The organism is Mycobacterium sp. (genome assembly GCF_035603715.1).
Taxonomy (GTDB): domain Bacteria; phylum Actinomycetota; class Actinomycetes; order Mycobacteriales; family Mycobacteriaceae; genus Mycobacterium.
On the sequence record NZ_DATNJW010000364.1, the window covers coordinates 1 to 7,376 of the forward strand.

The following is a 7,376-nucleotide window of genomic DNA, read 5'->3' on the forward strand; positions in this document are numbered from 1 at the left end:
CTGGAGTCGATCGGCACACCGGAACGCCTCCGCTCAGGCTGGCTCAACGGCATCAAACACTGGCAGGTCGATTACCACAGCGATGCCTCAGCGAAACACCCTGTCGCGCATTAGGCTACGGCTATGCCGTCACACAAAGCAGTTCAGGTAAAGTCCGCGGGTGCGGCGCTGGAACTCGCCGAGGTCGAGACCACGCCGCCGGCGCGCGGCGAAGTGCGGATCAGCGTCGGCGCCTGCGGCATCTGCGGGACCGACGCCCACTTTGTTTCCGGCGACTTCTCCGGTATGTCCTGGCCGCTGACTCTGGGCCACGAAATCGCCGGCAAGATCGCCGAAATCGGTCCGGGTGTCCAGGATTTCGCGGTCGGTGACCGCGTCGCCGTCGGCTGGTTCGGCGGGTGCTGCGACCACTGCGCACAGTGTCGCAAGGGATTGTTCATCCACTGTGTGAACGGCAAGGTGCCGAGCTTGCACTACCCGGGCGGCTACGCCGAATCGGTGACGGTGCCGGCCAGCGCGCTGGCCCGCATCCCCGCCGAACTGTCCGACGCGGAGGCCGCTCCGATGGGCTGCGCCGGCGTGACGACCTACAACGCGTTGCGCCACACCAATGCGTTGCCGGGTGATCGAGTGGCGGTCGTCGGTGTCGGCGGACTCGGCCACCTCGGGATCCAGTTCGCCCGGGCAATGGGTTTCGAAACCATCGCGGTCAACCGCGGCACAGCTAAAAAGGACGATGCGATCAAGCTGGGTGCACACCACTACGTCGACTCCACCGACGGCGACGTCGCCGAAGCGTTGAATGACCTCGGCGGTGTCGCGGTGGCGCTGTGCACTGCTGGCGCGTCGAAGGCCATGGCCGCGACGGTCGGCGGCTTGCAACCCCGCGGTGAGCTCATCACCATCGGGGTCACCCCGGAGCCGCTGGCGATCAGCCCGCTGCAACTGATCACGCCGGGGCTCAGCATCATCGGACATCCGTCCGGGACGGCCAGCGAGATCGAAGACACCATGCACTTCGCGGTGCAGACCGGAGTGCGGGCCTGGATCGAAGAGCTGCCGCTGGCGAAGGCCGCGGAAGGCTATGCGGCACTGGAGCAGGGCCGGGCGCACTACCGCACCGTCTTGACGGTTTGACCGGCGACGACAGCGCGGTGTGGCGCCTTGACGGCTCCCACGGTGAGCTGCTGATCCGTACCGGCGTCGCCGGTCGCGCCGCGCAGCTAGGTCATCGACTGACGATCGCGATGCGCAGCTGGGAGGCGAGCATCCAGTGGGCGTCCGACGAGCCGGTGAGCGCGGAATTGACTGTCGACGTCGGTTCGCTCGAGGTGGTGCGCGGCGAGGGCGGCCTGACCCCGTTGTCCGGCCCGGAGAAAATCCTGGTGCGCACCAACGCTTTACGGTCGCTGGGCGCTCGTCGATTCCCGCGAATCACGTTCGCCGCCGAGACCATCGAGAAGACGGACCACGGCTACCGGTTGACTGGGCCGTTGACCATCCGTGGCAAGACCCGTGCCCAGACCGTGGATGTGCGCACCGATGACCTGGATGGCAGCTGGTGGCTGTCCAGCGAAACCACCGTCCGGCAATCCGAGTTCGGCATCAGGCCGTACTCGCAGCTGTTGGGCGCGTTGAAAGTCGCGGACGACGTCACCGTGTCGTTTACGGCGGAGTGCGCCAACGAATTCTGACGATGGGAGTCGCGATGCGGATCGGAGTGGTGTTCCCGCAGACCGAGATTGGCGCCGACGCGGGCGCCGTCCGGTCCTACGCCGAGCATGCCGAGGCGCTCGGGTTTGCCCATCTGCTCGCCTATGACCACGTCGTGGGAGCCGACCGGGAGGTCCACGCCGGCTGGAACGGCCCCTACGACCTGCAGACTACGTTCCACGAGCCGCTGGTGACTTTCGGCTACCTGGCCGCGATCACCACCTCTTTGGAGTTGGTCACCGGAGTCGTCATCCTGCCGCAGCGCCAGGCCGTTCTGGTCGCCAAGCAGGCCGCCGAAGTGGACCTACTCAGCGGCGGCCGGCTGCGCCTGGGAGTCGGGCTCGGCTGGAACGCGGTCGAGTATGAGGCTCTCGGAGAAGACTTTTCGACGCGGGGCAAACGCTGCGACGAACAGGTCGAGTTGATGCGCAAGCTGTGGACCGAGCCGAGTGTCACCTTCAGCGGTAGCTATCACCAGGTGACCGGCGCCGGGCTGGCGCCGCTGCCGGTACAGCGGCCGATTCCGGTGTGGTTCGGGGCGTCGTCCGCGCGGGCGTTGCGCCGCGCCGGCCGACTGGGTGACGGCTGGTTCCCGATGGTCGGCCCTGGACCCAAACTCGAGCAGGCACGTCGGCAGGTGGCGCAAGCGGCGACGGAGGCCGGCCGAGACCCCGCGCAGATCGGCATGCAAGGCCAGGTGTCCTGGAATGGCAGCGCCGAGGACCTGGCCGAGGGCTTGCGAATCTGGGCGGACGCGGGCGCATCGCACGTGTCGATCAACACCATGGACGCCGGGCTGGCATCAGTCGATCAACACCTCGGCGTGTTGAGTACCGCCGCCGAAATAGCCCGGGAATTCACGGGATAACGTCGCGGCCAGGCCCCAGGACTACGGGGGCGGTGCCCCGGGCGGAGGCGGCGGGGGCGGCTGCTGCTGGTCTGGGTCCTGCCCATGCAGGCGTAGCCACAGCTTGGTCAACAGCGGGTGCGGGTTGGGCGGCTCTTCCGGCGGCGGAGGTGCCGCCGGAGGTGGCGCCGCGGGCGGCTGAACCGGCGCGGCCGCGGGCACGTTGACCGGCGCCTGAGCGACGACGGGCTGCTGCTGAACGGCCGGCGCTTGCTCCGGCGCAGGCTTGGAAGCCGGACGGGCGGCCGGGGTCTCGACTGCGGCCGGCCGCGGCGCCGGGGCCTCGGCTACGGGGGCCGGCGCGGCCCAGTGAGCCATCGGCCGGACCGGATCGGGTGCATGGTGAGGCACCAGGTGCTGACCCATCGCGAGCGACAGCGATGCGACGAATGTGACAGCTCCGGCGCCCAACATCGTCAACGCTCCGGCATACGAACGCTGTCCGGAGGCTTCGTGATCCTGCCGCCGGCTGTTCACGGTCTCGAGCATCTCGGCATCGGTGAATTCGGTGCTCTGAGCTGACGCGAGGGCGGCTCCACGCGCCAGAGCCAAATCTGCACCCGGTTGGGTGATGACCGGGACCGGCACCGCCGCCTCGAGATGCGTTGACAGCGTGCCGAGTTCGGGCTCGGCACCGACGATCACGATGCCGTGGGGCTGCCAGGAGCTGCGGTCGAACAGCGTGGTCAACCAGTGGACCAGATGATCGGGCCCGCCAGGCAACTGCTTGATGGCCGTCTGCGGCTCGCCGCCGTCGTTGTCGACCATCACGACGATCGTCGCCTCGCCGTCCAGCACACACACGGCGGCTTGGTCGTAGCCGACGACCGGAGCGATTGCGCGAGCAAGCATTTCGCACGCTTCGTGGAAGCGAATCGGGACGACGTTGTCGAAACCGGCGTCGGTCAGCGACTCCAGCAGCAGAGCAGACTCCGCAGCCGCTTCGTCGCTCCACGTGACGCCGACGACGTGAAGTCGTTGGTCGTAGCCCGCGGCTGCGGCCTGCGCGTCCAGCACGGCCGCGCTGGCCTGTTCCGAAGTGTGGACTGCCTGGACTCCATTGGCGGGTGGCACGTCGAAGTCGTCGTGATCGAGCGTGGTTCCGTCGGCGTCACGGCCTTCCACCAGGACCCAGCCGACTGACGTCGATGTCAGCGACAGCCCAAGTACCGTATCCAAATCTGCACCTCAATCGCGGCCCAAAGCCCGAGCGCCGCAGTCGGGGACCAGACGAGTTCTACAGCGCTGGTTCGGCGAGCGGCGGAAGGACCGGGACGGCGTGGTCTCGTCGGTCTACCCCGGGTGAGCCTACGCGGTCGCGGCGCCGAAATGCGACCGGGGATCGACGCGTGTGCAATCGCGTGAGCCCGCAAAATGTTGCCAGGAAACGGTGATTGGCCCGCATTATGCGAGGTAGCAGCAGGTGGCAGCCGTCGGCAGCGTAACCAGACACGTTTGCGTCTTGATCGACATATGGACGACCGCACGGTAAGTTTTCCGATAGTGCGTGACGCCGTCGACAAGGGGCCTTTATATGGCATACGTAAGCGAGAAACTGGGTGGATGGCTGCGGCGACTTACTGTCGCCACGATCGCGGCCGCCGCACTACCGGGCCTGATCGGCCTCGTCGGCGAGTCGCCGACGGCGGGAGCGTTCTCCCGGCCCGGCCTTCCCGTTGAGTATCTACAGGTGCCGTCGGCTTCGATGGGCCACAGCATCAAGGTCCAATTCCAGCCCGGTGGGACCAACGCGCCAGCCGTGTATTTGCTGGATGGCCTGCGCGCCCAGGACGACTACAACGGCTGGGACATCAACACCCCGGCGTTCGAGTGGTACTACCAGTCCGGCCTGTCAGTCGTCATGCCCGTCGGCGGGCAGTCCAGTTTCTACACCAACTGGTACAAACCGGCCTGCGGCAAGGCAGGCTGCTCGACCTACAACTGGGAAACCTTCCTGACCAGCGAGCTGCCCGGATACCTGTCCTCGCAGAAAAGCACCAAGGCGACCGGAAGCGCCGCGGTCGGCATCTCGATGGCAGGCTCCTCGGCGATGAACCTGGCGATCTACCACCCCGATCAGTTCATCTACGCCGGTTCGCTATCCGGCTACCTCAGCCCGTCCACCGGCCAGAGCTGGATTGGCCTCGCGATGGGTGATGCCGGTGGCTACAAGAAGGAAGACATGTGGGGGCCCGACAGCGACCCGGCATGGATACGCAATGACCCCACGGTCAACGTCGCCCAACTCGTCGCCCACAACACCCGGCTCTGGGTCTACTGCGGCAACGGAACTCCGAACGAACTTGGCGGCGCCAACCTGCCGGCCACGTTCCTCGAAAGCAACTTCATGATCGGCGGCAACAAGAAGTTCCAGGACGCCTACAACGCCGCGGGCGGGCACAACGCCGTGTTCAACTTCCCGGCCTACGGCACCCACAGTTGGGAGTACTGGGGAGCGCAGCTCAACGCGATGAAGGGTGATCTGCAGGGCGCGCTTGGCGCTCACGCCGGCGGCTGAACCCCCGAAGCAAAACCGGGCTTGACGGAATCCCGTCAAGCCCGGTTTTCTGTTGCCTGCCTGGCTAATGCAGTCGGTCGGTGACATCGACCCACGCCGCCGCTCGGTGACTGTTCATGTCGTGACACTGGCCGTAGATACGGCCGACGCCGTGTGTCGTCGAGTCGCGATCCGGATACAGGATCGCGTTGACGCCGTCCTTCGAAAGATTTCTGCCGAATATGTGCTGGTTGGGCGGTAAGCCCTCACGCCAGCCGTGCGCGACCATGGCCGCCGCGATGGTTCGGAAATACTCGTCCGCGCTGATGTCGGGCGGCAGCTGGAAGTCGAGGTATATCGCTCCCTGATAGGGCGGGTTGTCGTTGTCCTTGCAGGACATCAAGAGATAGCTGGCCGTGGGCTGCTGAAGAGCCGCGACCGCGACGATGTCTTTCGCCTGCTCGACAACCTCGCTTTGAGTCTGCGCATCCGTGGCCGCAGGACCCGGGTGCTCCGCAACATTCCCCGCCGATGAGTGCAGCCGATTGATCACCAGGAAAGCGGCACCGACGAGGACAGCAGTCGACAGGGCGGCGGCGAACACCGTCCGTGCTGCGGGCGAGCGATTGTTCGACGTGTCGCGGTCGTCAGTCATGGGTGACCACGAAGCGGGCTAAGCCACGGGACGGTGGCGTCAGCCCCCCAGAGCCGCGAGAAGTTCTTTGATCCGGGCCGCCTCGTCGTCGGTCGGGATCTCCTCGGCCTCGATGGCGTCGAGCAGCTCGGGCGTGAGTCCCGCGCCGTTCGCGGTTTCCTGTGCCGACAGTTTCGCGCGCCGGCGAACGACGTAGAGCTGCTGGCCCAACGTCGCGCCCGGCGCCTCGGCGGCCATCGCCATCAGGTCGTCATAGCGGGTCCGAACTCCGCTGAGCGACACGATAACTGACGGAGTCGCCCGACCGCGAGACGCTGCTTTGGTAAGTGCCGTCTGCAACTTGCGCAGACCGGACAGGATCACATTCGCGCGATTGGAGAACTCTGGATCCTTGATGTCGGGCAACGCGTCGATCGCAGCGGAGAACATCTGCATCGCCGCCTCGACCAAGCTGACAATGACCGGCGCCTCACCGTCATCCGGTCCCCCGTCGTTCTTGGACCGCTTTGTGCTCTGGAAGGAATCGTCGATGATAATCACTCCGTCCGAATCTTGATTGCAGACGTCGAAACGCTAGCGCGGATCCATCGTCTGGACAAGGTTGGCCCAACGGTGCGATCGCGGCAGCGTATCGCGGGAAGTCCGACCCGCCAGCGCAATTTCTGGCCTTCGGCTCGCAACCATTTTCCGTCCCCGGCTTTTCGCGCGGGTTCCGAATATCCGCGCGGCGCGCAATGCAGGACTGGTTGAACATCGGCATTTCCGCGCACCCGCCGGCCGCGAGCATGCTTTGATCAGCCCATGCAGGGCTCTGCGACAGTTCATATAGCGGCACCGGCGGACAAGATCTGGGACCTGGTCGCCGACGTCCGCAACATCGGCAGCTACTCCCCCGAAGTGTTCGAAGCCGAATGGCTCGACGGAGCGACCGGGCCGGCGCTGGGCGCGCGATTCCGAGGTCACGTCAAGCGCAACGAAATCGGCCCGGTGTACTGGACCGTCTGCCGCGTCACCGCCTGCGAGCCCGGCCGGGAATTCGGCTTCGCGGTGTTGGTGGGCGACCGGGCGGTGAACAACTGGCACTACCGGATGGCGCCGTCGGGCGACGGTACCGACGTCACCGAATCATTCCGAATGGCCTCCTCCCCGATGACGGACCTTTACTACTGGCTGTTCGGAGGCTGGCTGCGTCAACGACGAAACGTCAGGGATATGACCAAAACATTGCATCGAATCAAGGATGTGGCCGAGGCATGAATGGACAGTGGTCGCGCGACGAGATCGAGTCGGCTTTCGAGCGCCACAAGCAAGTCGTCGTGGAGATCGGTTCCAGCTGGGACTGGTCGCGGTTCGCCGACCAATTCACCGAGGACGCAACCTACGTCGAGCACACCTACGGAACGATGCACGGTCGCGAACAGATCCGCGACTGGATTGTCTCGACGATGAACGTCTTTCCCGGTAGCGAGATGCCGTTCTATCCGACGTCCTGGCACTCCATCGACGTCGACCGCGGCTGGGTCTTCTGCGAGTTCCAGAACCAGATGCGCGATCCCGGCGACGGGAGCATCCACCAGGCGGCCAATCTGTCGGTGATGAAATAC

9 protein-coding genes are annotated in these 7,376 nt (G+C 65.7%); 6 read left to right on the forward strand and 3 right to left on the reverse strand.

Annotated elements, in window-relative coordinates; all coding sequences use genetic code 11:
• The first annotated feature begins 123 nt into the window (after positions 1–123).
• From VN856_RS14990 to VN856_RS15000, 3 genes are read left to right on the forward strand one after another with little or no spacing between them, the layout of a single operon-like run.
• Positions 124–1,137 (forward strand): alcohol dehydrogenase catalytic domain-containing protein, encoded by a 1,014-nt coding sequence (locus VN856_RS14990; protein ID WP_325690346.1) that lies wholly within the window; start codon positions 124–126, stop codon positions 1,135–1,137.
• Positions 1,134–1,694: a YceI family protein gene (locus VN856_RS14995; RefSeq protein WP_325690348.1), complete on the forward strand. Its 561-nt coding sequence runs from the start codon at positions 1,134–1,136 to the stop codon at positions 1,692–1,694. Before VN856_RS14990 ends, VN856_RS14995 begins: the two co-directional genes overlap by 4 nt.
• A gap of 14 nt (positions 1,695–1,708) precedes the next feature.
• Complete coding sequence (locus VN856_RS15000; RefSeq protein WP_325690350.1) at positions 1,709–2,581, forward strand: LLM class F420-dependent oxidoreductase; 873 nt, start codon at positions 1,709–1,711, stop codon at positions 2,579–2,581.
• Positions 2,582–2,602: 21 nt separating this feature from the next.
• Here VN856_RS15000 and VN856_RS15005 read toward each other — a convergent pair whose 3' ends face one another.
• Positions 2,603–3,799: a DUF7159 family protein gene (locus VN856_RS15005; RefSeq protein WP_325690352.1), complete on the reverse strand. Its 1,197-nt coding sequence runs from the start codon at positions 3,797–3,799 to the stop codon at positions 2,603–2,605.
• A gap of 355 nt (positions 3,800–4,154) precedes the next feature.
• On the opposite strand from VN856_RS15005, the gene VN856_RS15010 reads away from it, so the two are divergent.
• The gene (locus tag VN856_RS15010; protein ID WP_325690354.1) at positions 4,155–5,138 is read left to right on the forward strand and encodes an alpha/beta hydrolase family protein; all 984 of its coding nucleotides are present in this window, start codon (positions 4,155–4,157) and stop codon (positions 5,136–5,138) included.
• A gap of 64 nt (positions 5,139–5,202) precedes the next feature.
• Here VN856_RS15010 and VN856_RS15015 read toward each other — a convergent pair whose 3' ends face one another.
• Together VN856_RS15015 and VN856_RS15020 are read right to left on the reverse strand one after the other, a co-directional pair.
• The gene (locus VN856_RS15015; RefSeq protein ID WP_325690356.1) at positions 5,203–5,772 is read right to left on the reverse strand and encodes a hypothetical protein; all 570 of its coding nucleotides are present in this window, start codon (positions 5,770–5,772) and stop codon (positions 5,203–5,205) included.
• 39 nt (positions 5,773–5,811) lie between these two features.
• Positions 5,812–6,207: a hypothetical protein gene (locus tag VN856_RS15020; RefSeq protein WP_325690363.1), complete on the reverse strand. Its 396-nt coding sequence runs from the start codon at positions 6,205–6,207 to the stop codon at positions 5,812–5,814.
• Positions 6,208–6,573: 366 nt separating this feature from the next.
• Between VN856_RS15020 and VN856_RS15025 the strand changes: the two genes are divergently transcribed.
• Entirely contained in the window at positions 6,574–7,029 is a 456-nt protein-coding gene (locus VN856_RS15025) for an SRPBCC family protein (RefSeq protein WP_325690358.1), read from the forward strand.
• Positions 7,026–7,376 (forward strand): nuclear transport factor 2 family protein (locus VN856_RS15030; RefSeq protein WP_325690360.1); only part of this gene is annotated, 351 nt, incomplete at its 3' end. The genes VN856_RS15025 and VN856_RS15030, both read left to right, overlap by 4 nt.

Excerpts from the sequence above, each read along its gene's own strand:
- VN856_RS14990 (WP_325690346.1), top strand. The coding sequence starts at position 124 with ATGCCGTCACACAAAGCAGTTCAGGTAAAGTCCGCGGGTGCGGCGCTG.
- VN856_RS15000 (WP_325690350.1), top strand. The coding sequence starts at position 1,709 with ATGCGGATCGGAGTGGTGTTCCCGCAGACCGAGATTGGCGCCGACGCG.
- VN856_RS15010 (WP_325690354.1), top strand. The coding sequence starts at position 4,155 with ATGGCATACGTAAGCGAGAAACTGGGTGGATGGCTGCGGCGACTTACT.
- VN856_RS15015 (WP_325690356.1), bottom strand. The coding sequence starts at position 5,772 with ATGACTGACGACCGCGACACGTCGAACAATCGCTCGCCCGCAGCACGG.
- VN856_RS15020 (WP_325690363.1), bottom strand. The coding sequence starts at position 6,207 with ATGCAGATGTTCTCCGCTGCGATCGACGCGTTGCCCGACATCAAGGAT.
- VN856_RS15025 (WP_325690358.1), top strand. The coding sequence starts at position 6,574 with ATGCAGGGCTCTGCGACAGTTCATATAGCGGCACCGGCGGACAAGATC.